At 53.4% G+C, this 22727-nt stretch carries 22 protein-coding genes; 21 read left to right on the forward strand and 1 reads right to left on the reverse strand.

All coding sequences use genetic code 11. The features are described from left to right. The first annotated feature begins 73 nt into the window (after positions 1-73). The 17 genes from aroC to hisG all read left to right on the forward strand — a co-directional run bounded on the left by aroC (position 74) and on the right by hisG (position 15921). The gene (aroC, locus tag BQ5456_RS00365) at positions 74-1285 is read left to right on the forward strand and encodes a chorismate synthase (protein ID WP_071128255.1); all 1212 of its coding nucleotides are present in this window, start codon (positions 74-76) and stop codon (positions 1283-1285) included. Continuing rightward, a complete protein-coding gene (gene aroB, locus BQ5456_RS00370) occupies positions 1282-2991 on the forward strand; it encodes a 3-dehydroquinate synthase (protein ID WP_071128256.1) in 1710 nt (569 codons plus the stop codon). Before aroC ends, aroB begins: the two co-directional genes overlap by 4 nt. Beyond that, complete coding sequence (locus BQ5456_RS00375) at positions 2984-3505, forward strand: shikimate kinase (protein ID WP_159428741.1); 522 nt, start codon at positions 2984-2986, stop codon at positions 3503-3505. Before aroB ends, BQ5456_RS00375 begins: the two co-directional genes overlap by 8 nt. Before the next feature lie 89 nt (positions 3506-3594). Further along, positions 3595-4158, forward strand: a complete 564-nt coding sequence (gene efp / locus BQ5456_RS00380; RefSeq protein ID WP_071128258.1) for an elongation factor P — start codon at positions 3595-3597, stop codon at positions 4156-4158. 6 nt (positions 4159-4164) lie between these two features. Next, complete coding sequence (gene nusB / locus BQ5456_RS00385) at positions 4165-4617, forward strand: transcription antitermination factor NusB (protein WP_071128259.1); 453 nt, start codon at positions 4165-4167, stop codon at positions 4615-4617. Positions 4618-4682: 65 nt separating this feature from the next. Next, positions 4683-5981 (forward strand): dihydroorotase, encoded by a 1299-nt coding sequence (locus tag BQ5456_RS00390; RefSeq protein WP_071128260.1) that lies wholly within the window; start codon positions 4683-4685, stop codon positions 5979-5981. 18 nt (positions 5982-5999) lie between these two features. After that, entirely contained in the window at positions 6000-6854 is an 855-nt protein-coding gene (gene pyrF, locus BQ5456_RS00395; protein WP_071128261.1) for an orotidine-5'-phosphate decarboxylase, read from the forward strand. A 98-nt stretch (positions 6855-6952) separates the two neighbouring features. Continuing rightward, a complete protein-coding gene (mihF, locus tag BQ5456_RS00400) occupies positions 6953-7264 on the forward strand; it encodes an integration host factor, actinobacterial type (protein ID WP_071128262.1) in 312 nt (103 codons plus the stop codon). A gap of 89 nt (positions 7265-7353) precedes the next feature. Then, a complete protein-coding gene (gene gmk / locus BQ5456_RS00405) occupies positions 7354-7911 on the forward strand; it encodes a guanylate kinase (protein ID WP_071129842.1) in 558 nt (185 codons plus the stop codon). A 53-nt stretch (positions 7912-7964) separates the two neighbouring features. Further along, complete coding sequence (gene rpoZ / locus BQ5456_RS00410; protein ID WP_071128263.1) at positions 7965-8240, forward strand: DNA-directed RNA polymerase subunit omega; 276 nt, start codon at positions 7965-7967, stop codon at positions 8238-8240. Between the two features lie 6 nt (positions 8241-8246). Beyond that, positions 8247-9458, forward strand: a complete 1212-nt coding sequence (coaBC, locus tag BQ5456_RS00415; protein ID WP_071128264.1) for a bifunctional phosphopantothenoylcysteine decarboxylase/phosphopantothenate--cysteine ligase CoaBC — start codon at positions 8247-8249, stop codon at positions 9456-9458. Then, positions 9455-11536 carry a primosomal protein N' family DNA-binding protein gene (locus tag BQ5456_RS00420; RefSeq protein WP_071128265.1) on the forward strand — a complete coding sequence of 694 codons (2082 nt, stop codon included), beginning with the start codon at positions 9455-9457 and terminating at the stop codon, positions 11534-11536. The genes coaBC and BQ5456_RS00420 overlap by 4 nt, the downstream gene beginning before the upstream one ends. A gap of 42 nt (positions 11537-11578) precedes the next feature. Beyond that, positions 11579-12541, forward strand: coding sequence for a methionyl-tRNA formyltransferase (gene fmt, locus BQ5456_RS00425; protein WP_071128266.1), 963 nt, complete (start codon positions 11579-11581; stop codon positions 12539-12541). Continuing rightward, positions 12532-14055, forward strand: coding sequence for an RsmB/NOP family class I SAM-dependent RNA methyltransferase (locus BQ5456_RS00430; protein ID WP_071128267.1), 1524 nt, complete (start codon positions 12532-12534; stop codon positions 14053-14055). The genes fmt and BQ5456_RS00430 overlap by 10 nt, the downstream gene beginning before the upstream one ends. 2 nt (positions 14056-14057) lie before the next feature. Further along, positions 14058-14717 carry a ribulose-phosphate 3-epimerase gene (gene rpe / locus BQ5456_RS00435; RefSeq protein ID WP_071128268.1) on the forward strand — a complete coding sequence of 220 codons (660 nt, stop codon included), beginning with the start codon at positions 14058-14060 and terminating at the stop codon, positions 14715-14717. Between the two features lie 90 nt (positions 14718-14807). Beyond that, positions 14808-15071: a phosphoribosyl-ATP diphosphatase gene (locus BQ5456_RS00440; RefSeq protein WP_071128269.1), complete on the forward strand. Its 264-nt coding sequence runs from the start codon at positions 14808-14810 to the stop codon at positions 15069-15071. 7 nt (positions 15072-15078) lie between these two features. Next, positions 15079-15921: an ATP phosphoribosyltransferase gene (hisG, locus tag BQ5456_RS00445; protein ID WP_071128270.1), complete on the forward strand. Its 843-nt coding sequence runs from the start codon at positions 15079-15081 to the stop codon at positions 15919-15921. A 72-nt stretch (positions 15922-15993) separates the two neighbouring features. On the opposite strand, the gene BQ5456_RS00450 is transcribed toward hisG, so the two are convergent. Then, positions 15994-17124, reverse strand: coding sequence for a DUF3866 family protein (locus tag BQ5456_RS00450; protein ID WP_071128271.1), 1131 nt, complete (start codon positions 17122-17124; stop codon positions 15994-15996). Between the two features lie 62 nt (positions 17125-17186). Between BQ5456_RS00450 and BQ5456_RS00455 the strand changes: the two genes are divergently transcribed. Genes BQ5456_RS00455 through BQ5456_RS00470 form a run of 4 tightly spaced genes read left to right on the forward strand, consistent with a single transcriptional unit; the run spans position 17187 to position 22644 of the window. Beyond that, a complete protein-coding gene (locus BQ5456_RS00455; RefSeq protein ID WP_071128272.1) occupies positions 17187-17513 on the forward strand; it encodes a hypothetical protein in 327 nt (108 codons plus the stop codon). Further along, a complete protein-coding gene (locus BQ5456_RS00460) occupies positions 17514-20318 on the forward strand; it encodes a DEAD/DEAH box helicase (protein ID WP_143036993.1) in 2805 nt (934 codons plus the stop codon). Further along, a complete protein-coding gene (lnt, locus tag BQ5456_RS00465) occupies positions 20303-21910 on the forward strand; it encodes an apolipoprotein N-acyltransferase (protein ID WP_071128273.1) in 1608 nt (535 codons plus the stop codon). The genes BQ5456_RS00460 and lnt overlap by 16 nt, the downstream gene beginning before the upstream one ends. Beyond that, positions 21907-22644 (forward strand): polyprenol monophosphomannose synthase, encoded by a 738-nt coding sequence (locus BQ5456_RS00470; protein ID WP_071128274.1) that lies wholly within the window; start codon positions 21907-21909, stop codon positions 22642-22644. The genes lnt and BQ5456_RS00470 overlap by 4 nt, the downstream gene beginning before the upstream one ends. Positions 22645-22727 lie beyond the last annotated feature (83 nt).

Consider the following 22727-nt stretch of genomic DNA (forward strand, 5'->3'; position numbering starts at 1 on the left):
CAACAGATACCGGGGCTTTCCCTAGAAGTGGAACGCTAAACCGCAAATCATGGTTCCATGACACAATAAAGCCATGTTGAAATGGATGAGCGCGGGAGAATCCCATGGACGCGCGCTGGTGGGGATTTTAGAGGGAATGCCCTCCGGGGTGGAGATAACCACCGCCAAAGTAGGGGAATATTTAGCTTCTCGACGCGCTGGATACGGACGCGGGGCGCGACAAAAGTTTGAGCAGGATCGCGCCCACCTGGTGGGAGGAGTGATTCGAGGGAAAACTACCGGAGCCCCGATAGCTCTGGTCATCGAAAATAGCGAATGGCCAAAATGGGAAACGGTAATGAGCCCGGATCCGGTAGATCCGGAGGCATTAAAAATTAACGCCGGTAAAGGCGATGAACGTGAGGTTGCCCGTAACCAGCCGCTAACCCGCCCTCGCCCCGGACACGCGGATCTGGCGGGAATGCTTGCCTACGACCACGAGGAAGCGCGCCCGATATTAGAACGCGCCAGCGCCCGCGAAACTGCGATGCGGGTAGGTTTGGGGGCATTCGCCCATGAATTCTTAAAACAAGCCAGCGGAATCGAACTAATCTCTTATGTCACCCAAATCGGCAAGGCAGCCCTTAAAGCTGGTCACCCGATTCCTCCGTTAAGCGTGCAGCAAAAACTGGCCGAAAACCCGGTGTGTTGTCCGGATGAAAAAGTTAGTGAGCAAATGATTGCCCAAATCGATGCGGCGAAGAAGAACGGAGACACTATCGGGGGCAGCGTGGAAGTTGCCGCTTATGGGGTGCCGATAGGACTAGGTAGTCATGTGACGGCAGATAGGCGCCTAGATGCGCGCCTGGCCGGCGCATTAATGTCGATTCCGGCAGTGAAAACGGTAAAAGTTGGGGATGGCACCCAGCCGCTTTCAGCGGGGTCAGTGGCTCATGACGAAATTGTCCGGGGAGAAAATGGCGAGATAGTTCGCGCCTCTAACCATGCCGGCGGGATTGAAGGTGGTATGTCTAACGGACAGATAATCCGGGTCAGCTGCGGATTTAAACCAATTTCCACCGTACCTCGCGCCCTGCGCACCATTGATTTGGCGAACGGGAAGGAAAGCCGGGCGAATCACCAACGTTCCGACACCTGCGCGGTGGTACCGGGGGCGGTAATTGCCCAGGCGCAGGTGGCGTTGGTACTGGCTGATGCCCTTCTAGAACACGTAGGCGGGTATTCTCTGGCGCAGGTGCGGGAAAATCTGCAGGCCTACCAAAAGCGCGTGGAGGCAAGGCTATGAGTGACAAAAAGCAAATAGTTTTTATCGGCTTGCCCGGCAGCGGGAAAACCTCGGTAGGACGGTTAGTCGCCGGACGTTTAGGACGGACTTTCAGCGATGCTGATCAAGAAATTTCCCGGCAGGCAGGTATCAGCATCCCTGAGATATTTGCTGCTCACGGCGAGGACTATTTTAGAGATTTAGAAGTCGAAGTTATTTCCCGGCTGCTTCGCGGGGATACCGCAGTGATCGCCCTCGGGGGAGGGGCGATTACCCGCTCCGACACTGCCGCAGCTCTCGCTGATAAAGAGGTGGTTTTCCTAGATGTTTCCCCCGCGGTAGCCGGGGCAAGAGTAGGGCAGGATTCGATGCGTCCCCTCTTGCAGGGAAGTGACAATCCCAGTAAGAAAATCACCCAATTAGAAGCAGAGCGACGAGCAAGTTACCTGGCAGCAGCCACTTTAAGCGTACCGGCAGATGGCAGCCTCGGCGAGGTAGCCGACGCGGTAATTCGGGGTTTGAAACTGGAAGAAACCCGACCGGTACGTTGCTATGATTTAAAATCCCTGGCTGCTTTGCCGGCACAATCCTCAGATAAGATCCGGAAGATTCCGGTGACTTCCGGTAGTGGCTACCAGGTTATCGTAGGTGGCAGTCTTAGTTCCCGAATCGCTCATAAACTGCAGGATCGCCCTCGTAAAGTGTTCTTAATCTGCCCGGCACCGTTGGAATCAGCGGCTCGCCAGTTGGCACAATCTTTGACCCAAACCGGTCAGGTAGTCAAAGTTTTCCCGCACCCTGATGGAGAAGCCGCCAAGAATATCAGGGTAGTGGAAGATGCCTGGCGAATCCTGGGGGAGAACCATTTTTCCCGCGAGGACGCAGTAATAGCCTTAGGAGGCGGGGCTACTACTGATATGGGAGGCTTCGTGGCCGCTACTTGGCTGCGGGGGATCGAACTAATTAACGTCCCTACCTCTTTACTGGCGATGGTAGATGCAGCAGTCGGCGGGAAAACCGGTATAAACACTTCCCTGGGCAAGAACCTTGTGGGGTCTTTTTATCCGCCGAGCGCCGTTATCTGCGACCTCGATTATCTACGTACTTTACCCCCGCGGCAACTGCGCGCCGGCTTGGCGGAAGTCATCAAATGTGGATTTATCGCTGACCAAAAAATCCTAGAGCTGCTGTCAGAGTGTAGCGCGGAAAATCTACTTGCCTCCCCGGCGATATTAGAAGAAGTAATCAGCCGCGCTATCCAAGTAAAAGCCGCCGTGGTCAGCCAAGACCTGCGTGAAAGCGGATTGCGAGAATGCCTTAACTATGGGCACACTCTGGCGCATGCCATCGAAAAAGCCTCCTGCTACCAGGTGCTACATGGGGAAGCAGTCGCAATCGGGATGGTCTTTGCTGCCCAAGTGGCAGTGGAAATGGATCTGCTTTCGCCCTCGCAAATGGAAAATCAACGCCGCCAAATCGCCGCCCTGGGGTTGCCAACTACCTGCCCAAAATATGCTTTCGATCAGCTAGTAAAAATTATGGCTTCGGATAAGAAAGTACGCGGGGGAATAATTCGGATGGTACTCACTGCCGGTGACGGACAGGTTAGCGTGGTTCCCATTAGCGATTACCAGCTGCTGCAAAGTGCATTTAATGCCATAAATCAAGGCGCGGATGCCGCAGACAATACCAGTAGCCCTAGCGGCGGGAAGGGTGAAATTGGGTAGGAAAGTTTTCCTAATCGGACTGCCCGGTAGCGGAAAATCTACTATTTCCGCTGCTCTAGCCAAAAAACTAGGCTGGAAACTTATAGACACGGATAAGCTGGTAGCCGCCAAGTTGCAGGTAGCGCCCGCTACTGCACTGATTAGTGTGGGTGAAAACAGGTATCGGCAGGTAGAAAGGGAAGTTGTAGGCACCCTCGTAAATCAGATGCCCGCCGAGGACACTATCGTAGCGATGGGGTCCGGGGCGTTAGATGACCTGCAAAGCCGGATTCAACTAGATAAACTTCCTGGCAGAGAAATTATCGAACTGGTGATTGACCTGTCGACTATGGCTGACCGGGCCGGGCTCAACCGTCCCCGCTCGTTAGGATTAGGGATGCCGAGGGCGTGGCTGCGGCAAATGGGGCAAGAACGACGCCAGCGTTGGCAGATTTTGAGTCCGCTGGAGCTAGAGGTTTCTGATTTATCGCTGGAGCAGGCGGTTGAAAAAGTTGCCCGCGCTCTAGAGCCGTGACCAAAAGCGCAGTACACCGGTACTTATTTTCATGCTTCGTCCGATTAAAGTAAAGTAGAAGCGATTTATTTTGACTTGGGGGTTTTAAGTTGGCGACAACAAATGATTTGAAAAACGGTCTGGTACTAAAGCTTGACAACCAGTTATGGCAGGTAGTGGAGTTCCAGCATGTAAAACCGGGGAAAGGTCCGGCTTTCGTGCGTACCAAAATCAAGAATGTTTTAAGCGGTAAAACTGTCGATCGCACCTTTAATGCCGGGGTGAAAGTGGATACTGCTACGGTTGATCGCCGGGATATGACCTATCTGTATCAGGATGGTACCGATTTTGTGTTTATGGATGATGACACCTATGAACAGGTAATGATTACCGCGGAAATCGTAGGGGACGCTAAGAATTTCCTGATTGAAAACCAGCGCGCGGTAGTGGCTTTCCATGATGATCAGGTACTGTTCCTGGAGCTGCCCGCCTCGGTAATCATGCAGATTACCCATACGGAGCCTTGGCTGCAGGGTAATCGTTCCTCGGCGGGTACCAAACCGGCAACCGTAGAAACCGGGTACGAGGTTCAGGTTCCGCTGTTTGTGGAAGAGGGCGAAAAGATCAAGGTCGATACCCGCAGCGGTGATTACATATCTCGGGTTAAGGAATAATCGGCAGTGTCCAAAAATCGGCTTTCGCGGCGTACTAAAGCGCGGCGGCGGGCAGTTGATACCCTTTACGAAGCTAATGTTAAAGGTCTAGATCAAGATCCCGAGGACTTGCGGGAACTGGTGGAGGCACGGCAGCATTTAAGTACCGCGCAAACTACTTTGCCCGACTATGCGGCGGAAATTGCCCAGGGAGTGGCGGAGCATCTTTTTGACATTGATATGACGCTCAGCCAATATTCTCAGGCGTGGGCGCTAGATCGGATGCCGAAACCGGATCTGGCGATTTTGCGCTGCGCCCTCTGGGAAATCCTCTACAATGACGATGTTCCCTGGAAGATTGCGGTAGACGAAGCCGTGGGTACTGCCCGCGCGATTTCAACGCCGGAATCTCCGGATTTTATTAACGGAGTGCTCGACGCCATCGGGCGCTCCAGCGAAGATAACTCAAGCGAGCAGTAGCAAAGGTCGCTAGTTTAAGGTCGCGTCCTCGCCTGCCGACTGCTCACAGATTTTAGGAGGCGGTCATGGGCGCAATCGTTTTTCGTGGTGCAAATATACTGGGCGAACAACGCGCCGATATTTGGGTAGAGGACGAAGAGATTCGCCAGGTGGGCGCGAACTTGCCGATAGCTGCGGGCAGCGGAGTCCAGGAAGTAGATGCCCGTGACCTAGTGGCACTGCCCGGACTGGTGGATCTGCACACTCATTTGCGCGAGCCCGGCGGATGCGATGCGGAAACCGTCGACACTGGCACCGCAGCGGCCGCTAAAGGCGGATACACCTGTGTTTTCGCCATGGCGAATACCACCCCCACCCAAGATTGCCCGCAGGTCGTGGAACAAGTTCTCGATTTAGGGCGCGAGGCCGGTCGGGTAGATGTCCATCCGGTGGGAGCAGTCACTAAGAATCTTGCAGGTAAAGAGCTTTCTGATCTGCGGGGAATGCATGAATCGCGGGCAGCAGTAAACGTTTTTAGTGACGATGGTAAATGTGTTTTCGATCCGCTACTGATGCGCCAGGCACTAGAGATTGTCCGCGATTTTGACGGGGTTATCGCCCAACATTCCCAAGAGCCCCGCCTGACCGCAGACTCGCAAATGAATGAGTCCTACTTGGCGGAAGAACTAGGGCTAAAAGGCTGGCCTACAGTTGCAGAAGAAATGATCATTGCTCGCGATATTTTGCTTTCCCTCTACCTGGACGTGCGGGTTCACGTCTGTCACCTATCTAGCGCGACTGCGGTGGAATTGGTGCGTTGGGGTAAGTCTCAAGGCGCGCGAATCAGCGCGGAAGTTACCCCCCATCACCTGTTCCTCACCGAGGAAGAACTACGAGGGCGGGATCCGCTGTTTAAAGTAAACCCTCCGCTGCGCTCGCAAAAAGATGTAGAGGCAGTGCAGGCGGGATTAGCGGACGGTACCATTGACCTGGTGGGAACGGATCATGCTCCCCATCCGCGCCGGCTCAAAGACTGTGATTTTGAGTGCGGCGCTTTCGGGATGATCGGACTGGAAACTGCGCTGCCAGTAGTTGCCGCCACTATGGTGCAAAGCGGAAAAATGACTTGGCGCGATCTGGCGCGAGTAATGTCGGTTACCCCGGCAAAAATCGGGAAAGCGAAGGGGCAAGGTGAGGAGATCGCTGCCGGCTCAGCCGCTAATCTTTGTTTCGTAGCTCCCGATGCCTCTTGGATAGTTAACCGCGAGAGCCAAGTTTCGCGTTCCGATAACACCCCCTTTGCAGGGAAGGAACTGCTGGGGCAGGTACGCCACACCTGCTACCGGGGGAAGCTGACGGTTCTTGATGGACAGTTGCAGTTTTAAGAAGGAGCTAAAGGGTTTATGAATCGCTACGGTGTGCGCCTGGCACAGGCGATGGATCAACTAGGTAATGTATGTGTAGGGATTGACCCCCACTCCTCACAGCTGGCCGCTTGGGGACTGGATGATGATATCCAGGGGCTACGGACTTTTTCCCTCACTTTGGTGGAAGCAATGGCTGGGCAGGTACCGGTTGTCAAGCCCCAATCGGCATTTTTTGAACGCTTCGGATCTCGCGGGATCAAAGTTCTAGAGGAAGTGCTGGCGGCGTGCCGGCAGGCGGGACTGCTCACCATTTTGGATGTTAAGCGCGGAGATATCGGTTCCACGATGGCAGGTTATGCGCAGGCGTATTTGCATCCGGATTCCTCGCTGACCGCGGATGCAATCACGCTTTCTCCCTACCTAGGGTTTGGTTCACTCAGTCCCGCCTTGGAGTTAGCGAAGCAGTATGGCAAGGGAATATACGTATTGGCGCTTACCTCTAATCCGGAGGGATTTCAGGTACAGCACGCTCTAGATGGCAGCGGTAAAAGCGTGGCAGCCAACATAATTTCGCAGGCAGAACAGGAAAATAAAGCTAGCAGTGATGAAGGTCACATTGCAGATATTGGGTTGGTCGTGGGAGCTACCACCGGAAATGCGGCGAATGATTTAGGAATAGATTTTTCTGCATTTTCGGGATCTGTTTTATCGCCTGGAATCGGCGCCCAAGGGGCTACACCAGCGGATATACAAAGAATTTTTGGTAAAAGTGCCTTTCGGGTGTTGGCGTCAACCTCGAGAGGAATCTCCTCTGTCGGACCAAAGGTGCCTTCTTTACAGGCCGCGGCAAGGCAAATAACCGAGCAAATGAGTGATATTTTTCGCAACTGAACTGGCGAAACTTAGCTGATGGGTTGGCTTAAATAGAAAAAAGCAACTAATCTTTTTCGTGTTGTTAACCCGTAATCTAGTGAAGAGGTAAATACTAAATGGCACTTCCTTCTTTAACTCCCGAACAGCGTGCACAGGCTCTGGAGAAAGCCGCTCAGGCCCGTAAGGCTCGCGCGGAAACCAAAGCTAAGCTGAAGAATCGGGAACTGACCCTGTCTGAGGTTATCAAGAAGGCTCAGGATGATCCGTACTTGGGCAAGATGAAGGTTCAGGCTCTGCTAGAGGCGCTGCCTCGCGTAGGCGCCACCACTGCCGCCGCGGTAATGGAAGAGATTGGCATCGCCAAGTCTCGTCGTATTCGTGGTCTGGGCGAGCACCAGCGCGCCGAGCTGGTTCGTCGCTTCGGCTAAATAAAACCGAAAAGCTATAAAATACAGTATGGGACCTAAGAAATTGGGTCCCATACTGTTATTTTCTACTGGCAATAAAGGTGAAAACTTTGCCTAACTCACGTTTATTTGTATTGGCTGGCCCTTCCGGGGTGGGTAAAGGCACGGTAGTTAACGCCCTGCGAAAAATGTATCCGCAGGTAAAAGTGGCGATTTCTGCTACTACTCGCGCCCCGCGCCCCGGGGAACGTGATGGCGTAGACTACTATTTTCTAAGCGAAGCACGCTTTGACGAGCTACTTGCCACCGATGGCTTTTTGGAGTGGGCGCAAGTTCATGGACAGGCACGCTATGGCACCTTACGTTCAGAAGTAGCTGCCCACTCTAGCCGGGGCGAAGACGTAATTTTAGAGATCGACTTGGCGGGTGCGCGCCAAATTCGTCGCACGCATCCGGATGCGCATTTCATTTTCTTGCTTCCCCCCAGCCAGCACGCCCTTGAAGAACGGTTACGTGGTAGAGGTACCGAGGGAGAGGCGGAGGTTGCTCGCCGTTTAGAAACCGCGAAAACGGAGCTGGCGGCGGCAAAAGAATTTGAGTATCAGATAGTAAATAATCACCCGGAACAGGCGGCTAGCGAACTAGCCGCCTTAATGGGAATAGCGTAAACTTTTTGTGAAGATGCGGTACTTAGCCGCTAGCTAAGAAATGAGAGGACAATATGTCGGGTACTGTTGCTAGCCCCGAGGGAATTACCAACCCCCCAATAGATGAACTATTGGAAAAGGTAGAGTCCAAATATGCCCTAGTGGTCTACGCAGCCAAGCGGGCACGGCAGATTAACACCTATAATCTGGAAATCGCGGAGGGAATGTTTTCTACTCCCGGCCCGCTGATTGACTGCAACCCGGAAGATAAGGCTTTAAGCATTGCTTTGCGGGAAATCGATCAAGACGCCCTCAATCTGAAAGAGCATGACGAGTCGGAAAAGGACTAACTCATCATGTCTGAGCGCCACCGGGTTATTGTTGGAGTAGGTGCGGGAATCGCCGCCTATAAAACTACTAACGTGGTGCGCGCCCTGGTTAAAGCCGGTTTTGATGTATGGGTGATTCCCACCCCGGATTCCTTGAAAATGGTGGGGGAGGTTACCTGGCAAGCACTCTCGGGGCATCCGGTTTATACGCAGGTAGATGAACCCAAAAGCGGGGTCGGGCATATCGAGCTGGCTCGCGATGCCAGCGCCATTGTGGTGGCTCCCGCAACAGCCGATCTTTTAGCGCGAATCACCCACGGGATTGCCAACGATATGCTCACCAACGTGATTTTAGCGGCTAACTGTCCGTTGTTGGTGGCACCGGCGATGCATACCAGTATGTGGCAAAATGCATCCACCAGGGATAATGTGCAAACTTTGCAAGATAGGGGAGTGCGCTTTATCGGTCCGGTTAAAGGCGCGCTTTCCAGTGGTGACCAGGGAATAGGTCGGATGGCATCCGAAGATACCATCCTATCTGAGGTGTTGGGAGTTTTTGCTTCTGGCAGTTGGCAAAACCAGAAAATCCTGGTGAGCGCGGGAGGCACCCGCGAACCGCTCGATCCCGTACGTTTCTTAGGAAATCGTTCCTCTGGGCGCTTCGGAGTAGAGATTGCCCGCCAGTTCGCCCTCCAGGGGGCGAAAGTAACTTTGTTAGCAGCTAATATCGAGTCCTCGCTATTAGCGTCTCTTCCGGCAGACATCACGGTTATTCCCACAGCTACCGCCGCCCAGATGCACCGGGCAGCTTTAGAACATTTTCCAACAATGCAGGTAGCGGTAATGGCGGCGGCAGTAGCCGACTATCAACCAGTCGAATTTCAGACACAGAAAATAAAGAAAATACCAGGTGAAAACCAGTTTTCTTTACAGCTGCGTCCCACCGCAGATATTTTGGCGGATTTAGCCAGTAAAAAACGTACCGATCAGCTAGTAGCTGGGTTTGCTGCTGAAACTGGCTCTTGGGAGCAGGTTTTGCAGTTAGGGCAGGAAAAAGCGCGCCGCAAAGGTGCCGATATCATCTTTATTAACCAAGTGGGGGAGAGCGCTGGTTTTGGGGATGTAGCTACGAAGGTCTGTGCAGTAGACCAACAGGGCAGGCAGATAGGACAGTTCGCAGGGGACAAAACTCAGTTGGCGAACCAGCTAGTGGCGCTGATTCGTGAGCAAATACCGTGAATGACCAAATGCCGCGTTGGAGCGGCGCCGACCCTCTAGCCAAAATTCGTTCTCTCAAGCAGCAGGCGCCGGAAGGCGGTCAGCAACAAGAACTTCTGGCTATTCCCGAAAAACCCTTGGCAAAATGGGAAAATCAGGATCCTATTGCCACGGTTATTCCCGATACTCCCTTGTTTCATTTAGCCCGGGGTTTAGACTATACGGTTCCTGTCCGTTTAGTTAAGAAAGTCCAGCCCGGATGCCTGGTAAGTGTAAAAATCGGGGATCAACTCGCCCATGGGTGGGTAGAAACTATTCGCCCGGGCCAGCCGACTCAGAAACGATTACGCCCCATTAGCCGGGTACTCAGCCCCTATCCTTTAGTTTCTGCCGCCAGTTTTGAACTCGCAGACCAGGTAGCCTCCCGCTACGCCGGTAACCTTTCCCAGATTCTTACCCACGCGATTCCTCCTCGCCGCGCCGGTATTGAAAAAGAATTTTTCGCCTCCGAAAGCGAAAATTCCCCAGTTGAGAACAAACCACAAGTTACAGCCGGGCTGAACGCCTCTTTTGCCAAGGCGGAGCCGCTGATAGCCAACTACCTTTCCGGAAAAGAGCTTCTGGAATCACTGGGGAAAGCAAAAGCCTGTAAAGTGGTGTGGTCAGCGCTACCCGAACCCGATAAGTCCGCTCCTTTTAGACAAATTTCCCAGCTGGTAGCCTCCTCCCTGAATGGTCCAGGCAGTGTACTCTGCCTGTTTCCTACCGGGCAGTTAGCTAAAGACTTCAGTTCCTACTGGAAAAACAATGCTCCCGCAGGTGCGCCCTCAGCCCTGGAATATCACTTTGAGCTGGGAGCTAATGAACGTTATCGCTCCTTCTTGAAGTGCCGTTTTAACCAGCCGCGCCTGGTAGTAGGAACTCGTTCAGCCGTCTTTGCCCCCCTAAAGAAAGTATCTTTAGTACTGATTTGGGATGAGGGAGCCGAAAGCTATCAAGAAAAATCCGCTCCTTATTGGCATGTTCGGCAGGTGGGGATGTTACGTGCCGGAAATGAAAAATGTTCGCTGATTTTAGGGAGTTTTTCGCGATCACCACAGGCACAAGCTCTGGTAATGTCCTCTTGGGCTCACGAACTAACACCTCGCAAACATCAAGTACAACTTCCGAAGATTTATACCCCCGAATATGAAGATCGCGATGACCCGACTATCGGGAGAGTGGGGCTATCTTCTACCGCCCTACAATTCTTGCATAACGCCCTAGAACACGGTCCGGTACTAATCCAGTCTCCCCGCAAAGGTGGTCGCCTCGGTTTGAGCTGTGCCAATTGCTTAGCGCCACTGCGTTGCCCGCAATGTTTCGGCAGGGTGCAGCAGGTGCGCGAAGAATTTATTTGTAACAGTTGCGGGCATCATTTTCAGTTCCGTTGTTCGCGTTGCGGTGGGCAAGTAACTAGGGCGGCAGCGCGCGGAAATACCCGCATTAGCGAAGAACTCGGGGCAGCTTTCCCTAAGATGCCGGTGATTAATTGTGATGCTGATAATCCCTTACAGCGGATTAGCGCCGAGCCGGCACTAGTAGTGTCCACCGCCGAGCAAGAACCGGTAGCTGACGGGGGATATGCGGGCGCATTACTACTGGATACCGGGATGCTGCTGAGTCTAGATCAAATTTGGACAGCCGAAGAAGCCTTGCGTAGGTGGGCTAATGCTGCTGCCAAAGTAGCTCCCGGCGGCGGGGTAATGCTCAGTGGCGATCCGGGCCGGCGTTTAGCTTTGACTTTTAAACAGCGTGCCTTTAGCCAGTGGGCAAGTCAAGAACTGCAGGAGCGAGCAGAAGTAGGAATTCCCCCGACTGCGGTTTTAGCTACTATCCGCGCTGATCAGCTGACACTACGCAAAATCCAAGAGGTTGCCGACTTTGCGGATGCACAAGTGATTGGACCATCCCAAATAGGCGAACAGTTCCAGTTGCTAGTGCGTAGCCGACTCGATAAAGGCGAAGTGTTGCGTCAAGAATTACAACGGATCCAAGCGGTAGCTTCCCGTAAAAAATGGGACTCCCTTAAAGTCCAGGTAGATCCCTTGGAACTGTAATGTTACAGGTGATGAGAACACTTAACTGATAGGATTATTCCCATGCGTGTCTTATTTGCCGGTACCCCAGCTTCTGCAGTGCCAGTCCTGAAATATCTACTGGAATCTGAACATGAAGTGGTCGGAGTACTCACTCGCCGCCCTGCCCGCTCGGGTAGGGGGCGCAAGCTGTGTCCTTCTCCGGTAGCCCAAACAGCTGAAGAGGCAGGAATCACCGTTCACACTCCCTCTTCTTTGAAGGACACGCAGCAGCGCCCGGATTTTGCAGCGCTCAATGCCGATGTGGCAGTAGTAGTAGCTTACGGGTTAATGATTCCCGAAGACCTACTCGATGTGTTTCCTCATGGCTGGCTTAACCTGCATTATTCGCTGCTTCCCAAATGGCGAGGTGCCTCCCCGGTGCAACATTCGCGCATGGCAGGGGAAGAAATCACCGGGGTCAGTATTTTCCGCATCGACGAGGGGATGGACACTGGATCGATTTATGCTGTCGATCCTATTCGGGTGGCTCCGCAAACTACCGCTGATTTACTATTGCAGCGCCTAACCGATACCGGAATTGGTTTATTACCCCACGTTCTGGGGGCATTGGAGACTGGAAAGGCAAAAGCTCATCCGCAGGCTAGCGAGGGTGCCAGCTATGCGCCCCTGCTTACGAAAGCAGATGCCCAGATACCGTGGGAGAAAAGTGCCGAAGAGATAGCTAATCTAATTTGTGCATTTACTTCCCAGCCGGGGGCGTGGACATTGCTTCCCGATGGAAAACGGCTGAGTATCTATCCGGTCATCGAAATGAAGGATCATGACACGCTGCAGCCCGGTCAGGTGCTGGTCACTAAACATGAAATTACCGTGGGAACCGGCACTAATGACGTAAAACTTACCTTTGTTACCCCCGCTGGCAAACGGGAAATGGCTGCCGATGCTTGGGGTCGGGGGCAACACTATGGCGAAGAGTTCTATTTTGGTCTGCCCAGCCAAAATGAGGAGAACCAGTGCAAGTAGAGCGGGGGCAAAAGAAATACTCGACGCCGAAGTCACCTCGCCCTTACCGGCGGCGAGGACGAGGAAAAACTCCGGAAGACAACCAGCAATGGCGTCCGCAAACTGACAAGGTACGCACCTTGGTTTTTCAGGTCCTACTGGCGGTAGAAACTAAAGATGCTTATGCTAATCTGCTGCTGCCTCCGCGGCTTACTCGCGCTCATCTTTCAGGGCGGGATGCGGCTTTCGCCACTGAACTTACCTACGGGACGCTGCGTGCTCAAGGTTACTATGACTGGTTAATTGACCAGTTTTCCTCCCGACCGGTATCTTCCCTAGAAAAAGCAGTATTAATTATTTTGCGGATGGGACTGCATCAGCTGCTAAATATGCGGGTACCTACGCATGCCGCGGTTAGCGAGTCGGTTAACCTTACTAAGCAAGAAGCTAATGAGGGGGCAGCCGGCCTGGTTAACGGGGTTTTGCGGCAAGTGGCGCGACTGGGAGAGGGCGAGCTGGAATCTCGTCTAAAGCGGCTTAGCCCCCAGCGCCGCCTAGCTATTAAATACTCGCATCCCGCCTGGATTATTGCCGCCTATCGTGCGGCACTTAGCGAACAAGAAAAACTAGGTGCCCAGATTCCCAGTGACGATGATTCTTTGGCGGGGCTGTTGACAGAAAATAATCGCGCCCCCTATATCAACCTGGTAGCCAGACCGGGCCTGGTTGACCGGGAGGAACTTGCTGACGCAGTAGAAGAAAACGGACAGGACGTAGCCTATTCAACGCTGAGCCCTTGGGGATTGATTGTTTCCGGGGGTGACCCGGCTACTTTAGAGGCGGTCGCGTCAGCTCGCGCTGGGGTGGAAGATCAAGGATCCCAGTTGGTGGCAGGGCTAGCCACGCAATATCCCTTGGAAGGCAGGGATAAAATCTGGCTAGATTTGTGTGCCGGACCGGGTGGGAAAGCAGCTTTAATGGGAGCCTTGGGGCGCCAGCGGGGAGCACAGCTGATTGCTAATGAGATCAGTCCTCACCGGGCAAAACTGGTTGAGGACTCGGTTAAAGCCCTCGACAATGTACGGGTAGTACAAAAAGACGGTACCGAGTTTCCGTTGCGCGAGGGGGGATATGATCGGGTGCTAGTAGATGCGCCTTGTACGGGGTTGGGGGCGCTGCGCCGACACCCGGAGTCCCGTTACCGCTCCCGTAATGAAACCATTCCCGATATCACCGGGCTGCAGGCCAAGCTACTGCATCGTGCTATAGAGCTGTGTCGCCCCGGTGGTCTGGTTATTTACGCCACTTGTTCCCCTCACCCGGCAGAAACCACTTTCCTGGTGCAGCGGGTATTGCAAGAGCGCCCAGACGCACATTTGGCGGACTTATCCGGAACTCTGCGGCAGTTAGTTGACGCTGAAACTTGGCCTGAAGGTTTGGGGTGCGCCCCGAAGTACCTGCAACTATGGCCTCATATCCATGCTTCGGACGCCATGTTTGCGGTGGTGATTACGAAAGAGCAGAAAGGAAACTGATTATGGACGTAACGATTTCTCCTTCTATTCTTAATTGCGACATTGCCAACCTAGCCAGCGAAATTGAAAAGGTTAGGAACGCCGATTATGCCCATGTAGACGTGATGGATAACCACTTTGTCCCTAATCTTTCCTGGGGGCTGCCGGTGGTGGAAGCGGTGATTCGCCAAGATATTTTGCCGGTGGATGCCCATTTGATGATTGAGGACGCTGATCGTTGGGCGCCAGCCTACGCGGAGGTCGGATGCGCCTCGGTTACATTTCATGCCGAGGCAGCAGTGGCGCCGATTCGTTTGGCACGCGAGATTCGTCGTCAAGGAGCAAAAGTGGGGATGGCATTGCGCCCGGCCACCGATATCACTCCCTATATCGACTTGCTCCCAGAAATCGATATGTTGTTGGTAATGACGGTAGAGCCTGGCTTTGGGGGACAAAGTTTCTTGAAGTCTATGATGCCGAAAATTCGCCGCACCCGCGACGCGATTTCCACGGCAAACCTACAGGTAGCAGTGCAGGTGGATGGGGGAATTAACCGCGAAACTATTTGTTTAGCAGCCGAAGCGGGGGCGAGCGTATTTGTGGCTGGCTCGGCGGTTTATAAAGCTGAAGATGCCTATAGTGAGGTTGAAGCGCTGCGCCAGCTGGCGAAAACGCATTGCTGATGCCTAACGCTTCCGCTGCTAGATAACAGCGCGATTTGTTGTAATGGAGCGGGAAGGCAAGATTTTTCAAAACCAACTAACCTTAAGGTTATGAAGAGTTTCGAAGAGTTATTTGCGGAGCTGCAGAAAAAGGCAGCTACCCGTCCGCAGGGTTCTGGCACCGTTAAAGAACTAGATTCCGGGGTGCACGCGATTGGGAAGAAAATCGTAGAAGAGGCGGCGGAAACCTGGATGGCCGCCGAATATGAAAGCCATGATGATTTTTGTTTAGAGGTCTCCCAGCTGCTTTATCACGCGCAAGTGATGATGATTGCTAAAGGGGTCAGCCTTGAAGATGTCTACCGAAAGCTCTAGGGGAAAAATGTTACGAATCGCGATTCCAAATAAAGGTGGTCTCTCGGAGCCGGCTATAAAAATGCTTTCTGAGGCTGGCTATCGCACCCGTCGGCGCGGGCGGGAACTCTATATCACTGATGAAAATAACCAGGTAGAGATATTTTTTCTGCGGCCTGCCGATATTGCCCAATACGTAGGCGCCGGATTTATCCAAGCCGGGATTACTGGCAGGGATTTGCTGGCGGACTCGGGGGTAAAAGCTAAAGAGCTGCTGCCGCTAGAGTTTGGAAAGTCCACTTTCCGTTTTGCGGCTCCCCAAGACACTATCAACACCATTGCCGATTTAGCGGGCAAACGCATCGCCACCTCTTTTGATCGAATCGTACAAGACTATCTAGCAAAGCAGCAGATTAAGGCGACTACGGTTCATCTCGAGGGGGCGGTAGAGTCTGCGGTACGCCTGGGAGTCGCGGATGCGATTGCGGATGTAGTGGAAACCGGAAATACTTTGCGCGCTGCTGGTCTAGAGGTTTTCGGGGAGCCGCTGATGAAATCAGAGGCGGTGTTAATCGCTAATCCCCAGGCATCCAATCCTGGGCTGGAAGTTTTAAAGCAGCGCTTAAAGGGAGTGCTTAATGCCCGCAACTATGTGTTGCTGGACTACAACGTGCATCGTGACCTGCTAGAGCAGGCAGTTCGCTATACGCCGGGAATATCTTCTCCCACGATTTCCTCCCTACAAGATAGCCACTGGTTGGCAGTACGTGCCATGTGTAAACGCTCTGAGGTTCACGGGGTAGTTGATACCCTCCACGCGTTAGGGGCAGAGGGGATTTTAGTTACCCAGTTACTGTCGGCCCGTATCTAAACGGCGGCAACCTAAACTTTGCAGGGGAGGGTACCACCCATCTAGGCAGGTAAGTTTTCACCAAGATAAGGTTTAAAGCATTTGCGCAGCTAGGCGCCCGGCAACCGCCGCTGCCAAGAAGGGTGCGGCATCTTCATCCAGGGAGCGACGCATAGTCGAAAGCCGTACCGGGCAGTGGCTTAATGCCTGGTAAAGACCAATGGTTGAACATTTTTGCACCCGGTGCCGAGAACTAATTTGTTTCACCTGTGATTCCACTACCTGGGTAAAGTCACTGGTTAAAAGCGGTTTTTGCCCTTCGCCCTCATCGGTAAATTCCGGAAGGGGGACTGTAAGGGGAACCGGAGTAAAACCGGAGAGAATCCGCAGGCTATGGTGGGATATCCCCTGGTGGCGGGAGCGTAAATCTGCTGCTGACATTCGCAGGGCGCAAATAGCTTTGCCACCTCCTAAAGCCGCTTGAGTTAAAAAGGCACCTAAATCGAAACCCGAGTAGCCATAGGGGGTGCCGGAACCGGCGTTCCCCGGGCCTTGTCCCATAATGGCGATATCAGCTTTTTGTACCTGGCGGGCAGCTAGCAGACCGGAAAAAGTGTTGATGGCTTCCAAGTCACCCCCGAAGGACTGACCGGCGGTAATCACCGCATCCAGCCATCCTTTCTCGCGCAGAGTGCTAATGTTGCGCGAGAAAAATGCCGGCAAAGCCCCGCCATCGGTATAAACATAGACGATCTTCGCTTGGGGGTTTTCCTGGCGGATTCCCGCGATTACCGCCGGTAGTTGGGAATGTAGATCGATGCCTACAACCGGCATTCCCTGCAAGTTTTCTGCCTGTCGCATTTGCTCATGGAAGGGGGATTCTTGTTCTTCCACAGCGGAAACCATGTATTGGCTGGGGGTATAGCGTGCTTTCATAATGTGACCGCCATGGGTGGGAAGCACATCTGCGGGTAGACGCCCACAAAGCGCGGTCACCAGCGCAAACCCGCCGGTACCCAGGTTTTTTTGCAGGGGAGAGCAGTCGAAACGCACGGTTTCTCCCTCTTTAGCCTCCCCATTTAGGGCAGGATAGTTCAAAGCACGCAGGGTTTGTCCCTCTAAAAACTGTTTTGCTCCTACCGGGTGCGCAGTAATGTTTACCGTAAGTTCTTGTGTGACCTCAAAGTTGCGGACAGCTGCTATTTGTCCTTCCCGTAACATCATGTCTTTATTCTAGCTAAAGTCTGAGGGTGACCGCCGGGCGAATAAACAGGTAGGCTAAGAGTATGTATTGGTTGTTGGTAGCGCTATGGACGCTGGGGATTCTTGCGGCGATTATTTGCCCAATCGTAATGTTCATTTGGCTGTTTCGCAAAGCCAGTGCAACTTTCAAGGTTTTCGGGGATCAGGTAGAGACAGTAACCGCTCCCTTAGATAATCTGGGGGAGGCTTCGCCACTTTCGGAGCTTCGTCCGGCGGGAGCCAGCGGTGATCCCCAAGTGTTGGCGCAGGCACGCCAAGTACGCGCGCAGGTGGCGGCACCCCGTCATACTCGCCGCTATGCCCGCCTCAACGCCGCCAAAGCCCGCTGGGAGAAACTGGGGCTGGTGTAGGTGCCGCGTAGGCGTAAACGGAAAAAATCGGCCGCTACCGCGAATGCAAACGATTGGGAGTCTTTGTCGGCGGCGGAAAAATTGGCTACTTTCAAACGAAACCAACTAGCCGGCGAGGCTGGAAGTTTCGCATCTCGTTTCGATTTTCCCTTTGATGATTTTCAACAACGTGCCTTGGCGGCTCTCGAGGGCGAAAAATCGGTTTTAGTAGCGGCTCCTACTGGATCCGGTAAAACTTTAGTGGGAGAGTTCGCACTTTTCTTAGCGTTAAAACGGAGGGTACGTGCTTTTTACACCACTCCGATTAAGGCGCTTTCTAACCAAAAGTTTCGGGATTTTTGCGCTGCCTACGGCAGTGAAAATGTGGGGCTTTTGACCGGGGACGTTTCGGTTAACCCGGCAGCCCCCCTAGTAGTAATGACTACCGAAGTCCTGCGGAATATGCTGTACCGCCGCGACGGACGCCTGGACGATTTAGAGTTTGTGGTTCTCGACGAGGTTCATTACCTGGCGGATCGATACCGCGGACCGGTGTGGGAAGAAGTGATTTTGCATTTAGATCCGGCGGTGAAGGTAATTGCCCTTTCGGCCACGGTTTCTAACGCGGAAGAATTCGGGCAATGGCTGCGTCAAGTGCGCGGAGATGTCGAAATTGTGGTTTCGGAGAAACGCCCGGTACCGCTCTACCAACACCTGTTGGTAGGGGGGCGACTATTCGACCTGGAAGTGAAAGCAGCGGCTGGTAAAACCAAACTTAACCCGGCGTTGCTGGCTGAAACCCGAAGCTCCCTGGGGCAGTCTCGACGTGGTCACCACACTTCGTTGCCGGCGGCGGTAGGGGAGCTAAACGCTAAAGGACTGCTGCCCGCAATCGTCTTTATTTTTTCTCGCACCCGCTGCTCGGACGGACAAAAACAACTGGTAGCAGCGGGAATAGACCTAACTAATGCGCAGGAAAAACGCCAGATTCAGGCCTGCCTCGATGAAATCAGTGAAAACATTCCTGCCGGTGACGTCTTTACTTTAGGATTCGACTCCCTATTTTCCGGGTTGCTGCGGGGAATCGCGGTGCATCATGCCGGGTTGCTGCCGGTAGTTAAAGAAGCAGTCGAAAAAATGTTCGCTGCTGGTTTATTAAAAGTGGTTTTAGCCACCGAGACCTTGGCGTTAGGTATCAATATGCCGGCGCGTTCAGTAGTTATCGAGTCCTTGCGCAAATGGGACGGTCACGAGTTCGTCATGCTTTCGGCGGGGCAATATACCCAGTTGACCGGGAGAGCCGGGCGGCGCGGAATCGACACTCTAGGTCACGGAATCGTAGTCTTTCGCCCCGGTATGGATCCAGCTATGGTGGCAGCGCTTGCCTCAAAGCGTACCTACCCGCTGAAATCGGCTTTTAGCCCTACCTATAACATGGCGGTTAATCTCCTAGAGCGCGGCTCCCTCGCAGAAACCCGCGATGTTTTGCGGCGTTCCTTTGCTCAGTTCCAGGCCGACCGTTCAGTAGTGGGTAAAGCGCAACAGGCAGCAGAAAAACAACGCATTGCCGATGAAATCGTGGCTACTAAAACTCTGGAATGTTCCTTTGGGGATATTTACGAGTATGTGCGGCTAAAAGGGGAGTTGGAGGCACGCGATGCTCACCGCGCCCAACTGCTTGCCCGCGAGCAGGCTCGGAGGCGCAGCGAACTTTTCAGTTCCCTAAAACGCGGCGATGTGTTGGCTTATCAAGATGGTCGCCGGGCGCGTCATGGGATTGTGATGAGAAAATCGAGTACCCGCACTGGGGAAATTACCCTGACGGTACTGGCTGATAACGCTAAGCTTCGCGAGTTTTCCAGTAATACCCTTAGTGGTGGTCTGGCTCTAGTGGGACAGATGTGGGTAAAAGACTACTCGGAACGTAAACCTCGTGATCGGCAACGACTGGCTTCTAAGCTGCGCACGGCTCTGAGCGAGGGGATATTTACCGACCCGGAGCCCTCCGCTAAAACTCGCGCCCAAACGGCGCCTGTTTCCGCAAAATCTGCAATTGCGAGCCGGAAAAACGGGGTGCAGCCACTTGACCTTAGGGGGCGGGAGTTAACAGAACTTAGCGAACTGGAGCTAACCGAGCTGATCGCATCGCACCCGGTAACCAACTGCCCGCATCTAAATAGCCATTTAAAGCAGGCTTCTCGTTGGGCGCGCCTGGAGCGGCAGGCTGCCCGGCTACGCAGGCGGGTTGATATTTCCGAGGGCGCATTAGTAGATACTTTTGACCGAGTAGTTAAGGTTTTGACGAACTTAGGCTATTTGAACGCTCAAGGTAAAGTCAGTGAATCTGGGGCGGTTCTCTGCCGGATCTACAGCGAATATGATCTATTGCTCGCCCAATGTGTGCTAAAAAATGTTTTTGCGGGGCTAACTCCCGCGCAACTAGCAGCAGCTTGTTCTGCAGCCAGCTATGAAGCGCGGAGGGAGGAAACGGGAGCCCCAGTGCCTTCCCGGCTTAAATCGGTAGTTAGCCAGATTGAGCATTTGGCTACTGATCTGCGCCAACTGCAAACTAAACTGAAAGCTCCCGAAATCCCGGAGTCATCTTCTGCACTGGTGGCAGCCACTTACGCCTGGGCTCAAGGTAAACCGCTTTCGGTGGCTTTAGAGGCTGCCCCCCTAGAAGCCGGGGATTTTGTGCGAGCTATGAAACAGTTGCTTGATGTCTTGCGGCAACTTGAAATGGTAGCCAGCGTGGAAACTTCCGCTACCGCCCGAAAAGCCCAAAAATTAATTTTGCGCGGAGTAGTGGCATGGTCGGATCTGTAATCAAAGCCTTTTGGGCAGCGGTAGCGTCCGGGGTCATCGCGGCAGGATTGTTGCTGGCTTTCCCCTCTGCTTGGGGGTCATATTGGCTCAGCGCCTGGTTAGCTATGGGGCTGTGGCTACTGATTTTGCGGCGGGTGCGTCGGCGCTACGCCCTGGTAATTTCCGTCCTGGCTGCCCTGATATTTTTCTTAGTGCTGTTTCGTTGGGTATCTATTTCGCTTGGTTTTTCCACTCCCTGGATTGCTCTCGCCCTTTGTGAAACCTTGTTTTTAACCCTCTGGGCGGGTTCGGTACTGGCGGTGCGGCGCCTGACCAGCCCCGTCTGGACTTTATGGACAGCGTTTTCTTTTGCTGGAATCGAGGCTTGGCGCGCCGCGTTTCCCTGGACGGGAATGCCTTGGGGAATGTTGGGATTCTCGCAGGTAGACAGTCCCTTAAAGGGATGGATACCGCTCTTAGGGGAAAATGGGATGGCTTTCCTAATGGTGGGGGTGCTGGCGGCGCTGGTTAGCGTCACCTGGAAAATCTCGATGCCTAATTTGGTATCTGCCGGTTTGGCGCTACTGGTGGTGATTGCCTCGGGTGCGGGACTGCCCACCCTCCCAACTTCAAATCATTCCCCAAAGCTGCAGGTTGCTGCTATGCAGGGGGGAGTTTCCTGGCCAATCGAATCTACCTATTCGCGCCCCGGCACTATTTTGGCAGGCCATCTGGCGCAGGCACGTAACAGTGATTTACACGGTACCCAAGTTATTTTTTGGGGTGAGCAAGCCGGCGATATTGATCCCCGCTCTGATGCTAACTGGGAAGCAGAACTGCAAACCTGGCAAGCCGGGCAGCAAATCCCCCTACTTTTTGGCACTTTGGTTTACCGAGAGAAAACTACCTCTAACCAGGTATTAAAGCTTCAGGACGGCAACATTTCGCAAGTGTATTCCAAACGGGAACCGGTACCTTTTGGAGAGTTTTTACCCGCCCGCCCGCTAATCTCCAAGCTGTTTCCCGAGCAAGTGAAGATGCTCCCGCGTGATATGGTAGCGGGCAAATCGCCAGGTATTGCCCGGGTTGGTGATGCCCGGGTGGGGACAAATATCTGTTTTGAGGTGGCGCTAGATTCTCTGGTGCGCGACAGCGTCAACGCAGGGGCAAACCTGCTTTATTTCCCCACTAATAATTCTTCTTTCGGGTATTCCTATCAGTCCCTTCAGCAGTTGCAGATAGCCCGGTTTCGCGCCCTCGAGTATGACCGCTCTGCCGCGCAGGTTGCCGTGGGGGGAGTGAGCGCTCTAATTACTCCCGGGGGTGAAGTTTTAGCACAATCTGGGCTTTTCCGTGCAGATACTTTAAGAGCAGCACTGCCTTTGCGCGATACTCTTACCCTTCAGGCGCGTTTTGGTTCGAAGATAAACTCTTTCTTCTGCTTCGGGGTGCTAGTAGGGATATTGCTAGTTGGGGGAGCTCTTATTTTCTTAAAGGTACAAAAACGTAGTTTCCAACATTCGCAAATAGCTGCCCGCAGCGGACGAAAAGCCGACGCTAAAACTGGGCGAGGGCGCATACAGCACAGATCAAAAAGAAAAGGAAAGAAATGACAGATACGGTAATCGCTATTCCCACCTATAACGAGGCGGAAACTCTGCCGCTTCAAGTAGCGAAACTGCGCCGAGAAATTCCGCAGGCAGACTTGGTGATTGTAGATGATAACTCTCCTGATGGTACCGGACAGCTGGCAGAGCAGCTTGCTAGTAAAGATAGGGGAGTGAAGGTAGTACACCGGGCAGAAAAAGCTGGGCTAGGTCCTGCCTATTTGGAAGCGTTTTCTTGGGCAGCCGCTGCCGGATACACCTGGGTGGTACAGATGGATGCGGATGGTTCCCACCGGGTGCGTGATCTGAAAAAACTACTTGCGCGCCGTCTGTGGCCAAGTCAGCCGGATCTGGTGATTGGTTCTCGTTGGATTAGGGGAGGGCGCCTGCAGGGCTGGTCAAGGCTGAGGGAGGCGCTTTCGCGGGCGGGCAATGCCTATATTGGAGCCTGGCTGCGTCTAGGAATCGGGGATGCTACCGCCGGTTTTCGGGTCTACCGGCTAGATTTCCTTAGTCGCCTGGCGCTAGAAGATTTGGATTCGCGGGGATATTGTTTCCAGATTGATATGACCCGCCGCGCGGTTAGAGCCGGGGGAAAAATCGTGGAAGTACCGATTACTTTTCAAGAACGCGCTGCTGGAGATTCTAAAATGTCCGGTGCCATAATTTTAGAAGCCCTAGCTAAAGTTACCCGTTGGGGACTAAATGACCTGTTCAAGCCGCAATCATATAGACACTAATAGCCATTTATCCACCCCGGGGACAGCAGTAATAATCATGAAGCCCTCGTGGGGATTCGGGGGGCAGAGTTTAGCCTAATCCG

Origin of the sequence: Varibaculum massiliense, from assembly GCF_900106855.1 — a bacterium.
Taxonomy (GTDB): Bacteria; Actinomycetota; Actinomycetes; order Actinomycetales; family Actinomycetaceae; genus Varibaculum; species Varibaculum massiliense.